Source organism: Pseudanabaena sp. FACHB-2040 (assembly GCF_014696715.1).
Lineage (GTDB): Bacteria > Cyanobacteriota > Cyanobacteriia > Phormidesmidales > Phormidesmidaceae > JACVSF01.
In genome coordinates this window covers 22,725-44,779 of record NZ_JACJQO010000030.1, presented here as the reverse complement: position 1 = coordinate 44,779, position 22,055 = coordinate 22,725, and the positions used below count along the sequence as shown (strand labels likewise).

Genomic DNA, 22,055 nt, shown 5'->3' with positions numbered 1-22,055 from the left:
CCCTCATTGGCAGGTCAAATTGTTTGGAATCTACTCAACCGTGCTGGATTGGCTCAGGAGCTTGAAACCCAGACCTGCTGTAATAATTTGAATCTCGTTGCGCATCTCGTGGGTCAGTATAGAGGTCGGGTTGAAATCTGGCTTGGGCTTTAGAAAGACTTTATAAGCTCGGCAGCAATGCCAGGGCGGTTATCCATAAAGGCTTGCTATAGGAGAGCTAGCTTGCTTCAGCTCTAATGTAAACTTTCTCAGCTAGCTCAGCCGTAAAACACCTGTAAAGCCGCATGAACTTAGCCTAAATCTTGAGCACCTCGCTCGTGGATCAGGGGTTTGACTAGTACACTCCTGGGCTAAAATCGGGCTAAAACTTCTCAGAAATCAGTAGTACAGAGCCGATTTTTGCCCCTTTCGTCGCCTGAAAGGCTTATTCTGTCGTTGATTAGTTGTGCGAGATGCAACTATTCGGGCAATGTTATCACACTAAGTTGCGCCCAAATGCAGCACTGGTAATTTGGAATCTACGAGGCGTTTAAACGACTTTACGGTCAGAACCCGTACTTCCTCCTAATAATTTAGGCAACAGGATTTTTGCCTTCTCTGCTTTATCTATGTTGAAATCCTTGAGAATATCTTTTACAAGCCGGTAAGCTTCAAAGAGAGTAATTTGGCCATGCTCGACAAGTTGAATCAAGTCAGAAGCATCTTCAGGACTGATTAAATTAAGCTTGACAGGTTCCTCTAAAATTAGAATAAACTTAGTTTTGTCTGATTCAGTTGCTTTTGCTTTAGTTTCTGCGTAATTTACATCACGTAGCATCTCTTCTAGTTGCCGGATCATTTGCTCGCGTTGACCACGTTGACGAGCTTTGAATCTAACTGCTTGTGTCACACCAAAAGCCGCCACACCACCCGCTACAGCTACACCTGCAACTAACGCAACAGGAGCGGCGACAGCTATAGTAGCACCTGTCAATGCTGTGATACCGAAACCAACAGGTACAGTGCTCGCTCCTGCTAGCGCAGCAACAGCTCCTGCTCCCGCCATTCCAGCAGTTGTAATACCTAAATCTGCTAGAAGGCGATATTTAGCACCAGGATCTTTTTTAAGCTGAGCAATAAGCTTAAGAATTTCTTCTTTGCTGAGTTTTCTGTAAGACATGTCTACTGTTAATCTCTAGAGGTTCGATTTACTGATTGCCTAGTTGTAGGCTTGATTGGTCTGACCAAAGTCAAATTCATCTTTCAGAGAGTTAATAATTTGGCTGAAGAGCTCAAAAAAGCCTTCTGCTATTTCTTTAACACTTTGACTAACGATAGGGAACTTTCTGTCGAGCATCTCACCAGCGACAACACCAACTAGAGGTGCTGCAACCATAACCGGCATGGCAACGGTTTTAAATAAGCCTGCTATAACTCCTACTAATTTTGCCAGCAAAGGTCCAATTCCGAACCAGTGAGATACTGCTGGAGCTACAGCAAATAAACTATGAACTGCAAGCCCGATAGCATAGGTTGCACCAAGACCAAGTGCGAGACCTGCTACTTGCAGCGGGTGCTTTTTAGCATACTCTAATAGACTAACGACAATTATTTTCCCAATAGAAATCGCCTTGCCTGCAACCTTGGATGTGACCCTCAAAATTTGTTCTAATATTTCTATGACTTCATCAGGCAAGCCCATATCTTTCATGTCAGCATGGAGCTCGTAACTATTTTTTGCTTCAGCTTGCTTATTGATAATTGTAAGCTTTAGTCTTGCTTGAGATGGCGAAAGCGTTGAAGTGTCCATAGTTTGCTCTGAGAATAACTGGCTGATAGAAGCTTAGACAAAAACGAAATTAATCCGAGTTGCAGATTATTTGCTAGCTTGTTGTAGAAGAAAGTGAGTACAGCTTTGCGATAGAAGGAAAAGATAGAGCCCTTACGATGACTTGTTTGTACAAGTTTGAAGGATTTATTCTTCGCTCACTAAGCGTTAAATAAATAGACAGCTAAGTCTGGATTATTTACGTCTTCTCCTACCCCCAAAGAGCTTATAAACTCCATACCCAAGGGCTCCAGCGGCAGCAACAGGAGCTAGAGCGACAACTGCTGTACCTGCAATAGCTCCACCACCAACGACACCTCCAATACCAGCAAGAGTGCTCATAATTGCAGCGCCAGATGCTCCGCCAGCTACTGTGACAGCCCCAGCCCCAGCTACACCCGCAGCGGCACCCAGACCTGTAGCCTTTCGGGCGACTGCTCGAGCAGCACGTTCCTCCTCACCTAACCCCCCTTCATCCTTGAAGAGAGTATTGTTGATAATCTTTGCACCAGCGTATGCAGGACCTGCTGCTAAGACTGCTGGCCCTGCAGCCATGCCACCGCCTACTACACCACCAGCTGCAGCAAGACCAGAAGTAATGCCAGCCCCTGATGTTGCTGCGACGGATAAACCTGTTGCAGCACTTACAGCTGCACTAGCTGCTGCACCGGTTTCGACAACGGCCTTCACTGTCTTTGCACTGCTGCGAATTTCATTAATCTTGGCAGCCTTTTGAGCAGCGTCTTTTGTGTCCATGTATAAGTCTTCCTTTAGTGGTAAAGCTGTTAATGATAATTAACACCCTAAAGAGGAACCCGACCGGTTGAAAACAGTAAAAATTCGTAAACCCTACAATGCAGCAGCATTTTTATAAAGCTCTAGTAAGTTTTTTTGAATCTAGAGGTTTACGAAATCTGGATGAAATATACCTTCTCAGATCTTGCAGCAGGGGCAAGGGGGTGAGAGAAAGGGCGTGAAACCAATACTCTGCAAGAACAATGGAAATTCTTGCCCACGCCCAAGAGCTAATTTACCAACTGTTGGAGGAGATGCCGAGCCCCTACCAAAGAGAGAGCCTCAATGCCTTTCTGGAACTGTTCCTCAGGGCTCAAGGCTCACCTCTGCCCCAGCACAGTAGGTTGAAGTCAGCCAGCGCCCTGAGCCGTTTCCTCAATCACTACGCTTGGTCAGTGCGAGGGGTGATTCGCCAAGTGCGAGGGGCGCTTCGAGAGCAATTGCAACGGTATCGGCCCCGAGGCCGTCGTCCTCATCTGCAGGTCATCCTGGATTTGACCACGCTAGAGAAACGAGGCAAGTTTAAGACATTCAAGCCCTTGGTAAGTGTCTTGAACGGCAAGCGAGGCGTGCATCTGGTGGTGATGTACCTGGTAGTTGGTCCCTGGCGCATCCCGTGGAGCTTCCGCCTCTACCGTGGCAAGGAGAGCCCCTCCCCTGTCCAACTGGGCCTGCGGTTGGTGCGCCAGTTACCCCGTTGGCTCAAAGCGAGCTTCAAGCTCATGGTCCTAGCCGATGCTGCCTTTGGTACCGTGACCTTTCTCAAGGGCATTAGACGGCTCAAGCTGCCATTACGGGAGTACGGTGTGACCGCAGGCTGAGCGATGGCAGGCAACTGGTCCATCTGCATAAGCCCGGGCAGCAGGTCTATCTGCAAGGTCTACCCTTCCCGGTGACGATAGCCTGGTTCTATCTCAAACGCGACGGCAAAAAGCTCAAGCGTTACGTGCTCTCCACCAAACCCCTCAAAGCGAGCACCCTTGTCTGGTGGGGGCGGCATCGCTGGCAGATAGAGGGCTTCTTCAAAACTGCCAAGCACCGCTTTGGCCTGCACCGCTTTGGTCAACAGAGCTTGCTTGGGGTGTATCGCTGGCTGGTGCTCTCTTTAGTGGCCTTTATCTTGGCCCACTGGGGCTACCTCTCGATAGGCACTAGGGCTCTGCCTGATTGGGCTCAAGCCGCCACTGTTATCCTCGAAGCCGCTTTGTCAGATCTCGTTGTAGTCCTGCTCTTGCAGGAAATTGAGCGCAAGCAGCACTTACTACAGAGCCATGGATTTCAGGTCCATATCTCTAGGTGCAAGATATGAGCCTTGCTACTACTTCGTAAACATCTAGATGAAGTAGGTCGTACCACTGATCAAGTTGTCCTAAATACAATTTCACTTTTTCAGGGCTACTTTGGGGCCTACAACAGGCGAGTGCCAAGATTCGCTGTGACTTCTTCTAAAATGCTTCAGATGAATTCAACGGAGAACATCAAGTTTTTGTGTGGATCCTGAGCTTTGAACAAAACATTAGAAGTTTTAGTTTGGCCAACCCTGATGTTTTAGACCCTCCCTCAGCAGTTGAAGCTATCTTTGCGGCCTTGAGTGCCGGATAGTTGAGATATATACAACGGCCAAGGTTAAGCGGTTCCAGTTAGGCTGGTTGAGGGCAAAGACAACGCCTCCAGCTAAGGCTGCCCAACCGATTGGACCCAGTATCAGGGCAATGGTTTGGCTCATGCCCATGTAGATGGCAAACGGCAGGGTGATGCCCAGAGCACCAGTGAGTCCGCCCAGTACGGTGCTTGCCATCAAGTAGACCCCAAAGCCGCTCATCTTTGCCAGGGCCATAGCACCTCCTCCAGTGAGCAGTGCCTCAACTCGGGGGTCGTCGTTGTCCTGTTTCATCTCCATAACCAGCTGCTGGCGTTGCTCAGAGGATAGTTTGTCCAGTATGTCCTGAAAGAGTTTGGCAACAACAGCCACTTCAATTTCCTTGGCCTCTAGGTCGCGCCATTTTCTACCCTTTAAGACTGCGAGCCAGTCAATGCCGATGTGATCTGCCACATCGGTGACGACCTGCTTCCAAGATTTATCCCAAAAGATTTGGCCAATCGTGCCTGCTCGTAGGTAGCGGATATGGTTACACAGCGTTTCAGGGGAACTGCCAAAACTTGAGCCAGTAAGCTCCCCAAGGTTATGGCGTTGCTCTTGGGTGGTAGCTTGAACAACTTCGTAGAATTCGCGCATGGCAATATTGAGCCTGGCTACATCAAAGTGCTTTTAACGATTGCTCCAGCAGTCTTGATTTATTCCGGAGGCTTGGGTGAGCCTCCACCAAGCCTTTACAGTCCAAAGCTGTACGAGCATTAGATGCATTGACTAGCTGGGAGAGCGGCGTTGAGCATTTCAACTAGTCCTTCTCGAGCTTCACCTTGATGCTCTTAGAGAGATATTTGGTGATGGACTCCCCTAACTGTTCTTCGACAGACTTGGCGGGGGGTTTGGCAAAGATGGCCTTGGTAAAGAAGTACAGGATGAGGCTGGCTGTGATGAGTGCTTCGATCATGGGATTTTAGTAGATGCAGGAACAAGGACAAAGGGACTCTGTGCCCTCTCGAAACCGGGGGGTCTGAGGGAGCGGGCTGTGCTTGCTTGAGATCAAGCAGGCGATGGTTCAGGAAGCTTTAATCGGCTACTTGAGAACCTTCGGCGCATTGAGGCGTGCTGCCAGACAAGGTTGGGGTAGGGGGTGCTGTCTGCGAGGGTTGCTCGCTGCTGCAGATGATGATTTCTGTGCTGCTGCCCACGACGAATACCGCACCGACGTAGCTCCTGAGGCCTGGCTGTTTGCCTACGGCAGTAACCTGTGCGGCTCTGTCGTTTATCACTGTGAGGCTGTAGGTGTAGTCTTCGTCGTTCTCCAACGAGCTCAGCTCAAGCTCTCTAAAGCTGCTAGCCAGCCTGTCTTCAGTAATGCGATAAAACTGCTGTGCTCGTAACGCGCTGCTCAGCCTCAAACGAGCCAATCGTTCACTGCCCTCGATAGCTAGCGTCGCCTGGCTTGCCTGAGCCTCTTTTAGGTTGCGGCGAGCTTGGGCTGCAGTCACGGGCCTTCTGAAGATGACCTCATAGAGCCCTTCGCTGTATTCGCCCTCGCCAGAGACGGCCCGCCGCGCAGAGGCCAGCTCCCAGCCCTGAGCCCCCAACTCCTGCATAGTGAGTTCAAAGAGGCCGTCTTCGACGCCCTCCACCGTATATTCCCAGTACTCGCGGCTCGGGCCAAGATTACGGCTACCCGCCAGCAGGGCTAGGAGAATACCTGCCAACAGGGCTGTGTTGAGTAAATCTCGGGTACCTTTGAGCCAGGTTAGGGCTTGTCTTGCTCTGCCGCTGCCTCGCCATTGCCGCACCTTTGCATCAGCAGCAATGCCCTCAGCCGCAGGCTGGGCAAGTTCAACGAGGCTGCGCCAAGCGGGGCTTTTTTGACCGCTGGCTTTGCCCTTGATCACAATGCGCTCAATGCCTTGGGGCTTAAGCGCACCAATACCTTTTTCAATAGATTGTGTGACTGACTTTTGATCGGGCGTCGTTTCTGACTCGGCCAGGATCGTTAGGAAATTTCGGTTAAGAGTTGCATTAACAGTGATGCCTTTAGGCTGCAGGGACTGGTTGATCAAAGATGCGATCGCATCTGGATCGCCCTGCTTCGCCTGCTCGACGAGGGTAGATGAGGACATGAATCCTTGGCTCCTGTGGATGAGGTAGTGGGGGCATTTGGGAGCTGGCGGGGCCAACTGATGTTTCTACCTTAGTCAAACCACTGGGCCAGGGCTCAAAAAAGCGAAGAGTGAATAGTGCTGAAGTTGTACGCTTTTGAGTATTTATTGATAGGGTTTCTATGCGACTAGAGTCTGAACAGTAAATACTTTCTTTTTTAAGTGTCTAGATTGCTGGTGTAATACGCGACTTGCCTAGAGGCAGCTTCTAAGTGTTCTTGAACCAGCCAGCCCGGTGAGATGACTTGAGCATTGCCCATAAAACGATGGACCCACAGGCTAAACTCTGAAACTGAGCGTTTGGGCAGTTTGACGAGGTAGTCTACAAAGGCTGGTCTGCGGGTTGTAGGGTCAATCGGGCCTTCCTCAAGTTCCTGGGTGGGGTGCCGCAGTGCGCCCTCTGCAATAAATGCCATGACTCTGGGGTAGAAGCGCACTCTAATTTCAACAGGCTCAAGCTTGCCCCGTAGCTCCTGAGATTGGTCTTGAGGTTTGCCTAGGAACAGGCCCCAGCCATTCTCTAGTAAACTGTGAGCCTGCTGAAGGCTGCGGCGCTGTTCGTCTAGGCTCCGCCGCTGGTCTTTGGAGACAAAGCACTCATCCGACAGGCGATCAATCCGTGAGATGGCTAGGTGCTTGTTGTCGCAGTCTTGATGGATTAGGTACCAGGCGATATCGTAATGCAGCAGCTGGAGAGGCCAGACCTGAAAGCGGGACTGCACCTTGTCGCCATAGGGATTAGCGCGGCGGCACAGTTCCAAGGCTTGTCCATTGAGGATGGCCGCTTCAACGATCTCGATAGCGTCGAACAGGCTGCGAGGACCGCTGCCGTGGCTCATGCGCTCGATGGGGTCGGTCTCGATGATGGAGCGGTTCCACTGGGCTCTGACGGGGTAGAACAGGGTTTCTTTGGCGGCGGCCCCCTTGAGACGTTTGGCTAGGCGTTCGTAGAGCTGCTTGATTTGAGTGTCTCGCTGGTACTGGGCCTGGGAGTGGAGGACGTTGAGCACTTTGGCAACGTCCTCCTGGCTTAGGGCTCCGGTGCCCAGGAAGTAGCCCCAGCGGTACATCCGCTCATCGAGAATGCCGTAGGTTCTAAGAGTTTTGAGATCTTTGTGGAGAGAGTGAGGGGTGCATTTCTTGAGGGTAATGCCCTGCTGCTCAGCGGTTTCTAAAACGTACCTGTGAACTTCTTCTAGGGCGTTGTGGTGGCTGTCCTCAGTCTTGTCTTTTTCTAGGTAGCCCACGCCCGGAAAGCGAACCAGCGTGGCGATCAGCGTCATGAGCCGCTCGAAGGCGTTGCGGCTGAAGTACTTCTCTGGCAATTGAGGGGAGGGTAGAGAGGTAGATGGGTGGGAGGGTGGAGGGGTGGTTGGGGGGTTCATGAGGCTTTGGGGCGGCATGGGCTGAGTTTGCACTACTGAGCTGGCTGAGTAGTGGGCTTAGAAAGAAAAGATTCTGTTACGGCAAGGCTAGCACTAGGAGACTGGGCGGTTAAAAGAATTTTGCAGGCTGGCGAGGGTTTTATGTAATCCTGTGAATTTCTGGCTTAAGGGATGGTTTTTGTGCCAAGGTGCGGTTGGTCTAGTCAAGTTTTTCAGTCTGCAAGGAAAAGGGTTGCCTGTGCTGGCGTGGGCACCCTATCTGTAGCTTGGGTCAGAACGCCTAGGGCAGGGCTAAGCGGTCAAACGCCGAGACTGGGTCGCTTTCTGACTGACCTCTGCTCGGTGTTGAATGGCGACGGCTATACTGATTTGCTTGCAGGCAGGCCGCTTAAAGCTTTTTTTCAGAGTCCGGAGTTAGCGCATGATCACAGGTGAATTGAGATCGAAGGTCGATAAGCTGTGGGAGACCTTCTGGAGCAACGGCATCAGCAATCCGCTGTCGGTGATTGAGCAGATCTCTTACCTGCTGTTTATGCGGCGGCTGGATGACGAGCAGTTGCGCAAGGAGAAGCAGGCTAACCGCACCGGGCGACCTGTTAAAGACCCGATTTTCCCCGAGGATCAGCAGCGCTGCCGTTGGTCACACTTTAAGAACCTGCCCGACCAAGAGCGGCTGGTGGCGGTGCGGGATGAGGCGTTTCCTTTTATCAAGACGCTGGGCGGGGGCAATACCTACGCCCACTACATGAAGGATGCAGTGTTTCTCATCGCTAGTGCAGCGCTGCTGCGGGATGCGGTGGATCGCGTGGATGAAATGCTGGAGATGCTGAAGCGGCAGGCCGATGCCTCTGAAGACAGATCCTATGTGGATCTGATGGGCGACCTCTATGAGTACATGCTCTCGAAGCTGTCGCAGGCAGGGCAAAACGGGCAGTTTCGCACACCGCGCCACATCATTCGGATGATGGTGGAGCTGATGGCACCAGGGCCGAGAGAAGTGATTTGTGATCCGGCCTGCGGCACGGCGGGCTTTTTGGTGGCGTCGGCAGAGTACCTGCGCGAGCAGAAGGATTCTGAGGGCAACTGGCTGCTAAATGCGCCGGGGAACCGGGAGCATTTTGACCGGGAAATGTTTCACGGGTTTGACTTTGACGGCACCATGCTGCGGATTGGCAGCATGAACATGATGCTGCACGGGGTAGAGAACCCGAAGATTGAGGCGCGAGACTCGCTCTCGGAAGACCATGCCGGGGTGGAGGAGCAGTTTACGCTGATCCTGGCGAATCCGCCATTCAAGGGGTCGATTGACAAGTCCACCATTGCCAAAGACCTGACCAAGATCGTCTCGACGGCGAAGACGGAGCTGCTGTTTGTGGCGCTGTTTTTGCGGCTGCTGAAGCTGGGCGGTCGCGGTGCGGTAATTGTGCCGGATGGGGTGCTGTTTGGCTCGTCAAAGGCGCACAAGACGATTCGCCAATCGCTGGTGGAGGAGCACAAGCTCGACGGGGTGATTTCGATGCCGTCGGGGGTGTTTAAGCCCTATGCGGGGGTGTCTACGGCGGTGCTGATCTTCACGAAGACGGGGGTGGGGGGCACTGACCATGTGTGGTTTTACGACATGGAGGCGGATGGCTACTCGCTCGATGACAAGCGGCAGCCGGTGGCGGAGAACGATATTCCTGACTTGCTGAAGTGTTGGCGGAACAAAGACCCGCAGACGGATATGAATCGGGCAGGGAAGGCGTTTTTTGTGCCGAAGGATGAGATTGCGGCGAATGGGTATGACCTCTCGATCAATCGGTACAAAGAGGTTGCTTATGAGGAAGTGCAGTATGAGCCACCGAAAGTGATTTTGCAGAAGCTGCGAGATCTCGAAGCGGAAATTCAAGCTGATTTGGATGTGCTTGAGGGGTTGTTGGGATGATTTGGCAAACAAAACCTATTGGGGAGTTTTGTCGTACAGGAAGTGGCGGAACACCCTCAAGAGAGCAAGAAGCAAAATACTATAGTGGTACGATTCCTTGGGTTAAGTCTGGGGAATTAAGAGAGTCTATTGTCTTTGATACTGAGGAGAAAATTACGGAAGTAGCTTTGAAGGAAACAAGTGTAAAAATGATTCCTTCAGGAGCCTTATTGGTTGCCATGTATGGAGCCACTGTTGGACGCATTGCTATCTTAGGAATAGAAGCAACTAGTAACCAAGCAGTTTGTCATATTGTCCCTGACGAGAAAATTGCTGATCAGCGTTATATGTTTCATGCGCTTCAACAACAAGTACCTAAGTGGCTAGAACAGCGTGTTGGCGGAGCACAGCCTAATATAAGTCAACAAATTATCCGTAATACTCCAATTCCGCTTCCGCCTTTGGAGGAGCAGCGGCGGATTGCAGCGATTTTGGATAAGGCTGATGAGGTGCGGCGGAAGCGGAGAGAGGCGATTCGTCTGACTGAGGAGTTGTTGCGATCGCAATTCCTAGAAATGTTCGGCGACCCTATCTCTAATCCTAAAGGTTGGAGATCTGTTGAGTTAGAGCATTTAGCAAAGGTTACAGATGGAACTCACAAAACGCCGACCTACCTTGATTTTGGTGTTCCATTCTTATCTGCAAGGAATGTAAGGTCACACAAGATCGACTGGCAAGATACGCGATTTATCTCACAAGCTGAGCACGAAAGTCTTACCCGTCGATGCCATCCCCAGAAAGGTGATGTATTGCTAACCAAGAGTGGAACTATTGGGGAAGCAGCAGTGGTTGATCGAGACATGGAGTTTAGCTTGTTTGAAAGCGTGGCTCTAATAAAGCTAAAAGATTCTTCTATTCACCCGATTTTCCTGGCTACGCTTCTTAATGAACCTTGTGTTCGCTCTCACTACTCAGGAGATATTAAAGGAGTAGCTGTTAAGCATTTACATTTAGTTGATATTAAGCGCCTTCCTATTATTTTGCCGTCGCAAGACAAGCAAGACTTATTTCTTCAGCAAGCGACCAAAACTTGGGAATGTCGAAGCAAGTTGAGCCAAGCCTATGCTAAATCTGAAGGCTTCTTCAACTCCCTACTTCAACAAGCCTTTCGCGGCGAACTTTGAAACCTTAAGCCCAAACCCCTTCTACCAAGGGCTGCTGTGCCTCCATCCCCAACGCCTCCAATAGCATCTTTGAGTTAGCCACCCAGCCAAACACGTAATGCACCATCTCCACCGAGGCGCGGTGAAACTCCGGGTCTAGCGAGGCGCAGCAGTCCTCTAATAGCAGGCACTCATAACCCAGATCATTCGCATCGCGCAGCGTCGTGTGCACACAGCACTCCGTCGTCACTCCCGTAAAAATCAGGTGGCGAATGCCCCGCTGCCGCAAAATCAAGTCCAGATCCGTTGCCACAAAGGCCCCTTTCCCTGGCTTATCCAGCACAATTTCATCCGGCAACGGCTGCAGCTCATCCACAAAGTCATGGCTCTTCGAGCCACGGGTCAAAAAACGACCCATCAGCCCCTCGCTGCCGATCTCCGCGCCCCGCCACCGAGAGCGCTCCAGCTTATGCGGCGGGCAATCGCTCAAGTCAGGGCGATGCCCCTCGCGGGTATGAATGATGGTTACAGGCGTCTGCCGCAGCCCCATCAATAGCCTTTGCAGCGGCTCAATCGGCTGCCGCGTCGGTTTCACATCAAATCCCATCTGGTTCACCCAACCGCCCACAGAGCAGAAGTCGTTCTGCATATCAATCACCAGCAGCGCCGTCTGCTCCAGCGTCAGCGTCAGCGGATAGGGCAAAGCCGAAATCGAAACCTCAGTCGCCATCCCATGAACCCCCACTCAACAGCCAAACTCGACCCCAGTCTAGAGTGCTGCCCAAATCCCATCCGTTCTTCCCTAACATTCTCTAAATGGAGTTTGATCAGATACCTGGAGTTAGTGGGCGGGCAGTAAGTACTGAGTTATGGGTGAGTTCGTGTGAAAATACCAGCCGAAGCTGTTATCCCTGATGAAAAACTAACCCAATACCTGCTCGTTCTCAAACCCAGAAATGACAAATCTCAGTTTTTGGCCCAAGCTGGGTTTACCCAAGCAAATCCGGAGGCTCTATTAGCAGCGATTCGAGTGCTAGCAGCCTCCGCCGATGCAGTAGAAGACTCTACCAATGAATACGGCACCTTCTACCAAGTGATTGGCCAGCTGATAGGAGTCAATGGTGTGAATCTCGCGGTTGCTACAATCTGGCTAAAGCGGCAAGCAGACGGCAAATTCCAGTTCGTTACCCTAAAACCCTACCGGGAGGCGCGTGATGACGCTTGAACTCTACAAAGAAGTAGCGCTAACCCAAGACCTGCCTGACCACGCCTTGAGAGAGGGCGACATTGCCACGCTAGTCGATTTTGTCCCTCACCCTTGTAGTGGTGAAGAGGGCTGTGTCTTAGAAGTTTTCAACGCCATCGGAGAAGCGATCGCGGTTGTGGCCGTGCCGAGATCTGCCATCAAGCCCTTAAGCTCCAGCGATATGTTAAGCGTGCGGTCTGCCTCCGAACCCTCACCACAAAAAACTTCTGGGCGCTCCTCCCTTCCTCCGGCTCACCAACGAGGCCTACCTCATTCAGGCTGGGCGGTACGGGCGAACCCTAGAAATCGAATTGTTTTTAGGTTCAAGAAGGCCAATAAGAAAACTCATTAATAATCGTCGGAACCCCAAGAAAGCAACTGAACTTGTTTCCCGCAATGGATTACCGAACCACAATTACCCTAGAGTCTGGAAAACGAGGCGGAAAGTCTTGCATTCGGGGAATGCGAATCACCGTTTACGATGTGCTGGAGTATTTAGCCTCCGGCATGAGCCAAACCGAAATCCTAGAAGACTTTCCCTACCTGACTCAGACAGATATCCTTGCCTGCCTCTGGTTCACCGCTCAGCATGAGCGCCTAACCGTTACAGTTCAGCCATGAGACTCCTTCTGTTTGACCAAAATCTCTCCCCAAGTTTGGTCCCATGATTGCCTCCCCCCACTCCCCCCTCACTCCCGACGAATACCTCCAGCTAGAAGCCCATAGCCTCACCAAGCACGAGTACATCAACGGCGAAGTCTACGCCATGGCCGGGGCTAGTGATACCCATGTCACCATCTCGCTCAATCTCGCTAGCCTCCTCCGCAACCACGTTCGCGGCACCGGCTGCCGGGTCTACATCTCCGACATGAAAGCTCGCATCGAAGCCCGCAACCGCTTTTTCTACCCCGACATCCTGGTCACCTGCGACCCCCGCGACCAAGAAACCTCAGACTACAAACGCTTCCCCAAGCTCATTGTTGAAGTGCTCTCCGGCTCCACAGAAGCCTTTGACCGAGGCGACAAATTTGCCGACTACCAGACCCTAGAGAGCCTGCAAGAATACGTCTTGATCAACACCCGCCACCAGCGCGTCGAATGCTTTCGCCGCAACGAAGCGGGCCTCTGGGTGTTGCAATACTACACCCCCGACACAGGTACCTTTCACCTCGACAGCCTCGACTTCACCGATACCCTCGCCGCCCTCTACGAAGATGTGACCCTAGAAGAGACAGCCCAGTAACCGCAAGTTTCAGAGTCGTCACAGACGCGTAAAACTCTCCCAAAACAACTTACACGAAAGCTTTATCCGGATTTTCGGCCCCTTCACAGAAAGATTGGGCATCCTTGAGGTGTCTGCTACTCGCTCCCCAGTAGTTGGAACTATTCCATGCCATCCAACTTTGACTTTCTCCAACAGCGCTTTCCCTCCCTCTTTGAGCATGCCTCCCAGGCCGAGCGCCTGGTCTTTTCTGCACCCCGCGCCAGCTGCTTCTATGCCCGCTTTACCCTAGAGCAGACTGTCCACTGGCTCTACGACAACGACCCCGGCTTGCAGCTGCCCTACGACAATAACCTGGCCGCCCTCATCCACGAGCAAAGCTTCAAAGACAACCTCAAGCCCGGCCTCTTCCAGAAGATCCGCATCATCCATACGACCGGCAACCGATCTGCCCACGAAGCTAGCCCCATCACTCAGCGAGACGCCTTTCGCGTCGCCCAAGAACTCTTCCACTTCCTCTACTGGCTCTGCCGCTTCTACGCGCCCGATGGGCGCAACCTGCCCAAACTAGAGTTTGACCGCGACCTGCTGCCCCAGGCCGACAGCACCCGCCAAGACATCTCCTTCAAGCAGGTGCAGGAGCTACAGGCCCAGCTCTCCCAAGCCGACGAGATGCGCCGCATTGCCGAAGAGCGCAGACAGCAGAGCGAAGCCCAACTGGCCGAACTCAAAGCCCAAATCGACGCCCTCAAAGCCCAGAACGAGACCGTTCCCGATACCCATGACTACAACGAAGCCGACACCCGCCGCTACCTGATCGACGTTCTGCTCAAAGAAGCAGGCTGGCCCATCGAGCAACCCGGCTGGACAGAAGTCGAAGTCCAGGGCATGCCTACCGACACCGGCACCGGCTACGTAGACTACGTGCTCTGGGGCGACAACGGCAAACCCCTGGCCCTGGTCGAAGCCAAGCGCACCCGCAACAGCCCCACCGCTGGCAAACAGCAGGCCAAACTCTACGCCGACTGCCTCGAAGCCAAGTTTGGCCAGCGGCCCATCATTTTTTACACCAACGGCTACGAAACCTGGATCTGGGACGATGCCCAGTACCCACCTCGCCGCATCGACGGCTTCTTGAAAAAGCTCGAACTAGAGCGCGCCATCTTTCGCCGCGCCCACCGCAAACCGCTCCACCTGGTGCCGATCAACGCTGGCATCGTCAACCGCAGCTACCAGCAAGAGGCCATCCGCCGCATCGCTGAAACCTTCCAGAAAAACGCCCGCAAAACCTTGCTGGTGATGGCCACTGGCACCGGCAAAACCCGCACTGCCATTGCCCTGGTAGACCTGCTGATGCAGGCCAACTGGGTCAAGCGAGTCCTCTTCCTGGCTGATCGCACCGCCCTGCTAACCCAGACCCTGCGCGTCTTTAAGTCCCAACTGCCCGATGCCACCGTCATCGACCTGACCAAAGACCCTGATGCCGAGAGCGCCAACGTGGTGCTGTCTACCTACCCCACCATGCTCAACCGCATCAACCGCAACCAGGGCACCCAGCGGCTCTTCGGCCCCGGCTACTTCGACCTGGTGATCGTGGATGAAGCCCACCGCTCCATTTACAAAAAATACAGCGCCCTCTTCCAGTACTTCGACTCCCTGTTGGTGGGCCTCACCGCTACCCCCCGTACCGAAGTCCACCGCGATACCTACCGCATCTTTGAGCTAGAGCAGGGCAACCCTACCTTTGCCTACGAACTCTCAGACGCCATTGACGACCGCTACCTGGTGCCGCCCAAAGGCGTCAAAGTGCCCTTCAAATTTATGCGTAAGGGCGTCAGATATGCCGACCTCACTCCCGCAGAGCAGGAAGAGTACGAGGAGAAATTCCGCGACGAAGAAACCGGCGAAATTCCCGATCGGGTCAATGCCGCTGCCCTCTACCGCTGGCTCTTCAACGAAAGTACCGTAGATCAGGCCCTAGAAATTCTAATGGAGCGAGGGCTCAAGGTAGACGGCGGCGATCGCCTGGGCAAGACCATTATCTTTGCCCGCAGCCACAAACACGCCGAATACATCGTCGAGCGCTTCGACCACAACTACCCCCACCTCAAAGGCCAGTTCGCCCAGATCATTGACAGTCACGACAGCTACGCTCAAAGCCTGCTCGATGCCTTCTCTGACCCCGCCAAACAGCCCACCATCGCCGTCTCCGTAGACATGCTCGACACCGGCGTAGACGTGCCTGAAGTGGTGAACCTGGTCTTTTTCAAGCCGGTGTATTCCCAGGTCAAGTTCAACCAGATGATCGGGCGCGGCACTCGCCTGTGCCACAACCTCTTTGGCCCTGGCGAACACAAACAGGCTTTTCTCGTCTTTGACCTGTGCAGCAACTTCGAGTTCTTTGCCCAGGAAGTCGCAGAAGCTAACCAGCGCCCCGCTGAAAGCATTACCTCTCGCCTAGTCAAGGCCCGCCTCACCCTGGCCCAAACCCTGAGCCAGCCCGACCGCCAAAACGATCCTGACCAAGCCGCTCTCCGCGACGGCCTGCTCAACGACCTGCACCAGCACGTTACCAGCATGGAGCGCGAAAACTTCTTAGTACGCCGCCATCTGCGCCAGGTCGAAGAGTTCGCCGATCGCGAACGCTGGGAGCGCCTCGATGAAAATGACATCGAAGCCATCACCGAAACCCTGGCCCCCCTGCCCAATACTCTCCCCTCCGAGAACGCCCTAGCCAAGCGCTTCGACCTCCTCTGCTTCAACCTGCAGATTACCCTGCTTAGGCAATCCCCCGACTTCATCCGGCTTCGGGACAAAGTGCGTGATGTCCTCACCCAGCTCGAGGAAAAGCGCGATATCCCCATGGTCAAAGCCCAGCTCACGCTCATCGAAGAGGCCCAAAACGAGAGCTATTGGACAGACATCACCCTGCCCATGATCGAGCAGCTGCGCCTCAAACTGCGCGATCTAATTCGCTTCGTCGAGCGTACTGAGCAGCCCATCATCTACACCGACTTTATCGACGAACTTGGCGAAATCGAAGAGATCGACATCCCCCTGCGGCAGCCCGGCTTTAGCCCCTACCAGTACCGCAAAAAAGTCGAAGCTTACATCAAAGAGAACGAGAACCACGTTGCGATCGCCAAGCTCAAGCGCAATATCTCACTCACCGAAGCTGATCTAGCATCCTTGGAAACTATGCTCTTTGGCTCTGAAGAGATCGAGAGTCGCGATCGCTTCGAAGAAGTCTACGGCAAAGACCTCAGCCTCAAGCTATTTATCCGGCAACTGGTGGGTTGCGATCGCAACGCCGCCAAACAAGCCTTTTCCCGCTACCTAGAAGGAGGTAATCTCAGCGCCAACCAGATCCGCTTCGTCGAAACCATCATCGACTACCTCACCCAAAAAGGAGTAATGGATCTTGGCCAACTCTACGAAGCCCCCTTCTCCGACTTCCACAGCGATGGTCTCGATGGCGTCTTCAAAGACGCCGATGCCGACCAGATTATCACCATCATCCGCTCCTTCAACGACACCGTCGGCTTTCAGTTCAGCGCAGCCTAATCAGGAAAACCAACCGTGAGCTACTGCCTCCACCCCACTTGCCCTAGTCCTCAAAACCCAGATGATCAAAAGGTCTGCCGCACTTGCGGCACAAAGCTGCTGCTGAAATCTCGCTACCGGGCAACACGTCTGAGCCTAGAGGGGGAATTCGTTCGCACCTTTCAAGGCCTCGATCTCCAGACAGCTCAAAAAATCATCATCAAACAGATTCTCCTCCCCACAGAAATCTTGCGAAACAGGGCGAAGCAGCAGAGAATCATCAATCTCTTCAACGAAGCCGCCCAGAAACTCCAGGGCCTTACTAAGGTAGTCAACCTCCATACCCCGCTTGATTACTCTGTTATGGGAAACGGGCTATACCTCATCGAAGAAGCCGTAGCCGGTGAAACAGTTGCCCAATTGCTTGAAAAGCAGGGGCAGTTTAAGGAGAAGCAGATTCGCCAACTTTTAAATGACCTGCTCCCCTCCCTACAGGAACTGCATGACAGCAAGTTCATCCATAGAGACATCAGACCAGAAAACATCGTCTACTCACATCATCTAGGGCAATTCCTGCTAACCAACTTCGGTATCCCTCAGCTAGTGGCTGAGTGCCTAAGAGAAGATGTCCCCTCCACGGGTGAATATATGGTGGGAGACCCTAGTTATTCTTCTCCTGAGCAGGTGAATGGACAAGCTGCACCCACAAGCGATGTTTACAGTCTGGGTGTTGTTTGCTTGCAAGCGCTAACAGCTATGAAGCCCATCGATTTGATGGGCCTGCACGATTCTAGTTGGGCTTACAAGGCATATCTTACAGAGAATCTAATCAGCAAGCAGTTACAGCAAGTCGTTGACCAGATGACTGCCCCGTCAGCCCTTAACCGATATGTGAGTGCAAAAAATGCCCTAACTGACCTCACTGCTTCTACCGACAGCTCTATGGAACAGGTTATGGCTACAGCTGCAAAAATAGCTGCGATCGTAGCGCTTCCAACTCCTTTAACTTTACTGCAGTCAGGAGCAGGCTTAGTGACAAAGTCCTTATTAAAGCTGCCTGGAAAGGCTAAGTCTTAGCAAGAAATCCACCTGTGATTCTAAAGCAACTGTTTACATACTTTTAACTCCTTTTGCTATGCCTGTAGTCGTTCAACATCTCATCCCAGACAATCAGAACTTAGTCACAGTTACTGAAGATGTATCGGCTCAAGCAGCTCTAGATCTCATGTTTGAGCATGACTTCAGCCAGCTTCCAGTTGTTGACCAGCATAATAAACTTCAAGGAATGGTGACTAGCGACTCAATTTTGAGAGCCGTCAGCAACCTCAATGCTACTCCAGATAACTTAACGGTGTCTCATGCTCTAGTTAAAGTTAAACCCTACCGCTCCGATGAGGATCTTTCCGAATTACTCAAGGGGCTTAGAGACATTAATGCGATTCCCATTATAGACAAGCAAGGCTATTTAACAGGGTTACTCACCAGCTTCGACACTACTGAATACTTCCGGTACCGTGCCGAGGATATCATGTTGGCTGAGGATGTTGAGACGACTATTCGTGACTTAATTGAGATTGCCCATAAAAATGGGAACGGTGAAATTGATGTTGATGAGTTAGGAAAGTCTGTCCAAGCCATCTTACCTTCTAGTAACGGTGTTGAGAAGAAATTTAAGAAGGCCTTGCTGCATTACTTGGCCAAAGTTCTAGGTCAAAAACCTGATTTTGATGAGAAACTCTTTGGAGAGGTTTGTAATAAACATCTTCATCAACCTACGTCAACCAAATCGTTTGAGGAGTTAACTCTTGTAGACTACATTAGTCTCTTCAAAAATTTATGGCCGAAGTATAGTGCTGACTTTAAGGGGCTTTCTTGGGAAGCTATGGACGCGCTACTTAATGCTGTTCGGCAAACCAGAAACGCTATTGCTCACTTTAGAGAAATCACGCCTCAGCAACGAAAACAACTTAAATACTGTTCAGACCTTCTCAATCATCATCGTCCATCCATTGAAGAAACAGAGCCGGAATCCTTACCTAATTCCATAGGTCAAACAGTAATTAACAATCTCCTTAGCGATCTCAACCCCGATACAATTCAAAAGTACTGGGGCTTAATCTCAAAAGTATCTCATCAAACTATTGAAAATGCCTTCAAAGCCACCGGCTCTCAAGTCAATGAACAAATAGGCTTTAGTAACCAGATAGATTTTAATCCTGAGGATGAGGAGATAAGCTCTACTGAGAGCCGTTATGCGCCCTTAGCTGTTTGGCTTCAAAGCCAAGATCAAGATACGTCCAAAGTGTCTTTGACTTTTCAAGACATTGAGCAGATTATTCAGGATGAACTCCCTCCCTCTGCACGCCAGCACCGCAATTGGTGGGCTAATGATGCTGTGAGTCATACTCAGTCTCAGCAATGGCTTGAAGCAGGATGGCGCGTTTCAAACGTCAATATTTCAGAGGAGAGAGCTGTCTTCTCACGCATCAATGATAGACAAACGGTTTATATTGATTTCTTCAATACTCTGCAGTTAAAGCTTAAGGAGATAAAGAATTTATCAATTGTAAACTTCGCAAACCCGCAAGGGCGTCACTGGTTTGGTGTTGAAGTTAAGACTCCTGAGCACCCATTTTCGACATGGATAGGTTTTTCCTTTGCAAGACGCTCCCGATTACGCCTTGAAACGTATATCGAAACTGGCGATCGTGAACACAATAAGCGAATTTTTGACCAACTCTTTGCTCAAAAGGAAAAAATAGAATCTGATTTAGGATGTCCTTTGACTTGGGAGCGGCTTAACTTGAAGCGAGGTGCTCGTATTGCGCTTGATCGCAGTAACTCATCAATCACTGCTTCTCCAGAAGAATTAGAGAAAATGCAGGCTTGGTTGGTTGAGATGTTGCCGCGCCTCTATTTTGCGATCGCAGAGAAGCTACATGCAGCTAGAGAAGCAAGTTCCGAGACAACCTCTCTATAAGTATGCTTATCGGCGAGACCTTAATGGCCATTGCCCCAAAGCCAGACTATAGAGCCAAGGAATCCTCTCAGCTTAGGCTCAAGACATGAGACTGCCCGTTCTTGTTAAAGGCTTCCAAGCCATTTTGTGAGTAGTTCAATGAATCTCAAAAAGGCTTTCCTGTAAACCCTGCCTGCAATAATTCTCATTAAGCACGAAAAAATTTAGCGCCCCCCCGCCCAAGCCGCTGGAATCAAGCAAGTTCGTTCCTGATTTATCAAAAAGAAGAACGCTGAAAGATTTTAGGCAAAGGTGGCCGGATGGCTAAGTCAAATCGGAATGGTCAAGCCACGGTGTTGACGCCGGATCAGTTGAGGGAGATTTGGGGCGAGTTGGATCAGCCCTACCGGTTGGTGACGCAGATCGCCTACTTCACCGCTGCTCGGTGTGGAGAGGTGGTCAGCCTGGAGCGGCAGGATCTGCGCGGCGATGCGATTGTCTACCGAGCGGCCAAGACCAAAACGAGAACGACCAGGACAACTCAAATTCCCCCGCAGCTACAGCAGCGCCGAGCTTTACGAAGTCAAGGGTCGCCAGGTTCATCTCAACCTACCCATGCCCGGCACCAAGTAAGCGCGACTTTCACCAGGAGACTCAAAAGCTTCCCCTTTTGTCTCAATCGTCTAATCGTAAGACGAAAAAACGAAAGAATGCGGGTTTCAGCTCTGTCTCACCCCCGTCTCAAGTTCTGGTGGCGGCCCATACTGCCTTTAGCCGCATCAAACGCCGAAAAGCGGTATGTCTTTTTACCAAAAGACATACTAGCATGGAGGTAGGTTTAGACGGACCGAGCAATGGCTAAAGTGAATCGCTTTGGGCAGGCGGCAGTTTTTTCTCCCGACCAGCTACAGGATTTGTGGGGGGAGCTAGGCCAGCCTCATCTAGTCATTAGTCAAATCTGTTATTACACTGCTGCCCGGATCGGTGAGGTGCTGCAGCTGCGGGCCGAGGACGTCAAAGCCGGCCGTATCGTTTATCGGGCCAGCAACACGAAGACGAAGAAAACTCGCACTGTAGAGATCACGCGGCAGCTAAAGGAAGCTTTGGACGCTGCCGACTTGCCCCGTAGCGGATTTCTGTTTCCCAGCAGCGGGCAGAGTGGGCACTTAACGCCAGTCGCGTTTGAAAAGGCGCTGAAGCGGGCGGCTGGGTTGATCGGAGTCGATGGTGTTAGCTCTCACAGCTTCCGGCGGTCGATGGCGACACACCTGCACCTGGCCGGGGTGCCACTGCGATCAATTCAGCGCGTTACTGGACACTTTACCCTGGCGTCGCTTGAGCGGTACCTTGATATTGGCAGTGCTGAGGCATTCAGCCAACATCAAGAGATGCTGGATAAGCTATTTCCTGCGGCTGGTTAAGCGGGTATCTCGTCGAGAGTTAGAAGTCGGGCTTCAATTTCTTCCCAAGAAGATTGAGAGATTCGGACAGCGGACTCCTTACAGCGGACTAGAATCTCCGTAGCGTAGAGGGAGTTGCCGAAAGCTCTCAATTCTTCTGTTGAGAACAACACCTGTTCTGGGTTAAGCTCTAAAGCCTTAAACCGTGCGAATTGGAAATTAGCAGCCCACTGCTTCCATTCCATAGAAGTTGCACGGTTTCCTGGAGTTGATGCTTTAAGTTGGAGTAGATGCTCCGGTATTTGATTAAAGCTAGCAGTTGTAAAAAAACTGCCTTCAATTAACTCTTGAGCATAACTGAGGGCGTGGGCGAGAGCTCGGTCGGGGACGCTGGTCCGGTCCATGGTGCTGACGCGGTCGAAGTCGATAGATACACCTCAAACCAAGCCCTATCCGAACAATCAACTGCCTAACGACCAAGTTGAGCGGCGACGAGAAGACTGGAACGAAGCAAAAACCTTCAAATCGCCGCTCCAACGACTTGTTAGCTGGCGGCTAGAGACATCAAACCGTTCATAAACCCTCACCTAATTCCCCCTGCAAGCAGTTTGAAAAATACTCATGTTTCAAGCTGCAAGGATCAGGCTGCAAGTGAAGCTATTTTAGCCTCAGAGGAGGTTTTTACCAAATTAAGTAGACGTTTCCGGCAGAATTCGGAATTTCTTTGATAGAAAAGATACAGCCCTAGCCTTGGAGTTTCCCCAATGATTGACCCTGCCTCATTGACTGCTGGTGCGATCGCCACCCTCACTGTCTAAAAGTTCATCGAATCCAGGTCGGCTACACTATCCCTAAATTGCTGCTCCA

At 51.7% G+C, this 22,055-nt stretch carries 19 protein-coding genes and 1 pseudogene; 12 read left to right on the top strand and 8 right to left on the bottom strand.

Annotated features, from left to right (window positions below; translation table 11 throughout):
• Nucleotides 1-529: 529 nt before the first annotated feature.
• The 3 genes from H6G13_RS26640 to H6G13_RS26630 all read right to left on the bottom strand — a co-directional run bounded on the left by H6G13_RS26640 (nt 530) and on the right by H6G13_RS26630 (nt 2,563).
• Nucleotides 530-1,159, bottom strand: a complete 630-nt coding sequence (locus H6G13_RS26640) for a hypothetical protein (RefSeq protein WP_190488613.1) — start codon at nt 1,157-1,159, stop codon at nt 530-532.
• 39 nt (nt 1,160-1,198) lie between these two features.
• A complete protein-coding gene (locus H6G13_RS26635) occupies nt 1,199-1,789 on the bottom strand; it encodes a hypothetical protein (RefSeq protein WP_190488611.1) in 591 nt (196 codons plus the stop codon).
• A gap of 213 nt (nt 1,790-2,002) precedes the next feature.
• Nucleotides 2,003-2,563, bottom strand: coding sequence for an RNA polymerase subunit sigma-24 (locus tag H6G13_RS26630; protein ID WP_190488609.1), 561 nt, complete (start codon nt 2,561-2,563; stop codon nt 2,003-2,005).
• Nucleotides 2,564-2,805: 242 nt separating this feature from the next.
• Between H6G13_RS26630 and H6G13_RS26625 the strand changes: the two are divergent.
• Nucleotides 2,806-3,898 (top strand): annotated as a pseudogene (locus tag H6G13_RS26625) (transposase).
• 277 nt (nt 3,899-4,175) lie between these two features.
• On the opposite strand, the gene H6G13_RS26620 reads toward H6G13_RS26625, so the two are convergent.
• The 4 genes from H6G13_RS26620 to H6G13_RS29590 form a co-directional block, all read right to left on the bottom strand.
• Nucleotides 4,176-4,838: a hypothetical protein gene (locus tag H6G13_RS26620; RefSeq protein ID WP_190488608.1), complete on the bottom strand. Its 663-nt coding sequence runs from the start codon at nt 4,836-4,838 to the stop codon at nt 4,176-4,178.
• A gap of 163 nt (nt 4,839-5,001) precedes the next feature.
• Nucleotides 5,002-5,157 carry a hypothetical protein gene (locus H6G13_RS26615; RefSeq protein WP_190488607.1) on the bottom strand — a complete coding sequence of 52 codons (156 nt, stop codon included), beginning with the start codon at nt 5,155-5,157 and terminating at the stop codon, nt 5,002-5,004.
• A gap of 118 nt (nt 5,158-5,275) precedes the next feature.
• A complete protein-coding gene (locus tag H6G13_RS26610) occupies nt 5,276-6,328 on the bottom strand; it encodes a type IV pilin-like G/H family protein (RefSeq protein WP_190488605.1) in 1,053 nt (350 codons plus the stop codon).
• 197 nt (nt 6,329-6,525) lie between these two features.
• Nucleotides 6,526-7,785 (bottom strand): WYL domain-containing protein, encoded by a 1,260-nt coding sequence (locus H6G13_RS29590; protein WP_190488603.1) that lies wholly within the window; start codon nt 7,783-7,785, stop codon nt 6,526-6,528.
• 388 nt (nt 7,786-8,173) lie between these two features.
• Here H6G13_RS29590 and H6G13_RS26600 point away from each other — a divergent pair, with 388 nt between their 5' ends.
• Nucleotides 8,174-9,676 (top strand): class I SAM-dependent DNA methyltransferase, encoded by a 1,503-nt coding sequence (locus H6G13_RS26600; protein ID WP_190488601.1) that lies wholly within the window; start codon nt 8,174-8,176, stop codon nt 9,674-9,676.
• Entirely contained in the window at nt 9,673-10,839 is a 1,167-nt protein-coding gene (locus H6G13_RS26595; RefSeq protein ID WP_190488598.1) for a restriction endonuclease subunit S, read from the top strand. Before H6G13_RS26600 ends, H6G13_RS26595 begins: the two co-directional genes overlap by 4 nt.
• A 4-nt stretch (nt 10,840-10,843) precedes the next feature.
• Here H6G13_RS26595 and H6G13_RS26590 read toward each other — a convergent pair whose 3' ends face one another.
• A complete protein-coding gene (locus tag H6G13_RS26590; RefSeq protein WP_190488596.1) occupies nt 10,844-11,548 on the bottom strand; it encodes an isochorismatase family cysteine hydrolase in 705 nt (234 codons plus the stop codon).
• Between the two features lie 153 nt (nt 11,549-11,701).
• On the opposite strand from H6G13_RS26590, the gene H6G13_RS26585 reads away from it, so the two are divergent.
• The 9 genes from H6G13_RS26585 (at nt 11,702) to H6G13_RS26545 (ending at nt 21,209) form a co-directional block, all read left to right on the top strand.
• Nucleotides 11,702-12,043, top strand: coding sequence for a DUF6883 domain-containing protein (locus H6G13_RS26585; protein ID WP_190488594.1), 342 nt, complete (start codon nt 11,702-11,704; stop codon nt 12,041-12,043).
• Entirely contained in the window at nt 12,033-12,416 is a 384-nt protein-coding gene (locus tag H6G13_RS26580) for a DUF4926 domain-containing protein (protein ID WP_190488592.1), read from the top strand. Before H6G13_RS26585 ends, H6G13_RS26580 begins: the two co-directional genes overlap by 11 nt.
• 44 nt (nt 12,417-12,460) lie before the next feature.
• On the top strand, nt 12,461-12,685 hold the full coding sequence (locus H6G13_RS26575; RefSeq protein WP_190488590.1) for a DUF433 domain-containing protein: 225 nt from the start codon (nt 12,461-12,463) through the stop codon (nt 12,683-12,685).
• Between the two features lie 43 nt (nt 12,686-12,728).
• Nucleotides 12,729-13,307, top strand: a complete 579-nt coding sequence (locus H6G13_RS26570) for a Uma2 family endonuclease (RefSeq protein WP_190488588.1) — start codon at nt 12,729-12,731, stop codon at nt 13,305-13,307.
• Between the two features lie 147 nt (nt 13,308-13,454).
• Complete coding sequence (locus H6G13_RS26565) at nt 13,455-16,850, top strand: DEAD/DEAH box helicase family protein (RefSeq protein ID WP_190488586.1); 3,396 nt, start codon at nt 13,455-13,457, stop codon at nt 16,848-16,850.
• Between the two features lie 15 nt (nt 16,851-16,865).
• Complete coding sequence (locus H6G13_RS26560) at nt 16,866-17,906, top strand: protein kinase (RefSeq protein WP_190488584.1); 1,041 nt, start codon at nt 16,866-16,868, stop codon at nt 17,904-17,906.
• A gap of 58 nt (nt 17,907-17,964) precedes the next feature.
• Nucleotides 17,965-19,809: a DUF4268 domain-containing protein gene (locus H6G13_RS26555; RefSeq protein ID WP_190488582.1), complete on the top strand. Its 1,845-nt coding sequence runs from the start codon at nt 17,965-17,967 to the stop codon at nt 19,807-19,809.
• Between the two features lie 299 nt (nt 19,810-20,108).
• Nucleotides 20,109-20,624 (top strand): tyrosine-type recombinase/integrase, encoded by a 516-nt coding sequence (locus H6G13_RS26550; RefSeq protein WP_190488580.1) that lies wholly within the window; start codon nt 20,109-20,111, stop codon nt 20,622-20,624.
• Between the two features lie 18 nt (nt 20,625-20,642).
• Complete coding sequence (locus H6G13_RS26545) at nt 20,643-21,209, top strand: site-specific integrase (RefSeq protein WP_190488578.1); 567 nt, start codon at nt 20,643-20,645, stop codon at nt 21,207-21,209.
• The last annotated feature ends 846 nt before the right edge of the window (nt 21,210-22,055 follow it).